The sequence below is a fragment of the Bacillus sp. Root131 genome (genome assembly GCF_001429475.1).
GTDB classification, from domain to species: domain Bacteria; phylum Bacillota; class Bacilli; order Bacillales; family Bacillaceae_G; genus Bacillus_A; species Bacillus_A thuringiensis_S.
Window position 1 is genome coordinate 1 of sequence record NZ_LMJQ01000006.1, and the last position, 453, is coordinate 453.

Genomic DNA, 453 nt, shown 5'->3' on the forward strand with positions numbered 1-453 from the left:
TGAACAAGAAAAAGTGCTTAGAAACCATGCTGGAGCTGCAAGATTCGCTTATAACTATTGTAAAAGAATGAGTGATAGATACTATAAGCTATTTGGAAAATCTGTTTCACAGTTAGCTTTACAGAAACGATTTACAAAGATCAAGAAGCRAAAGARATATGAGTGGTTAAAAGACATTAATGCACAAGTGCCCAAACAGGCTTCAAAAGATTTTGATACGGCGAGAAAACATTCGTTCAAAAAGTACAAAAATGGTTATCACACTTCTTATAAATCCAAAAAAGATTTAATCCAAGGATTTTATGCCAATTATGAAAGACTGGTTATAGGAAAGAAAGTAGTTCATATTCAGTCTATTGGAGAAGTGAAAACAAGCCAACAACTACCAAGGAATAAAAAACCATCCAATCCAAGAGTTACATTTGATGGTCGTCACTGGTGGATTAGTGTGGG

At 34.1% G+C, this 453-nt stretch carries 1 protein-coding gene; it reads left to right on the plus strand.

Features of this window, described 5'->3' with window-relative positions; all coding sequences use genetic code 11:
* On the plus strand, positions 1 to 453 hold a 453-nt coding region (locus ASE54_RS36110; protein ID WP_162255439.1), incomplete at both ends, for a helix-turn-helix domain-containing protein.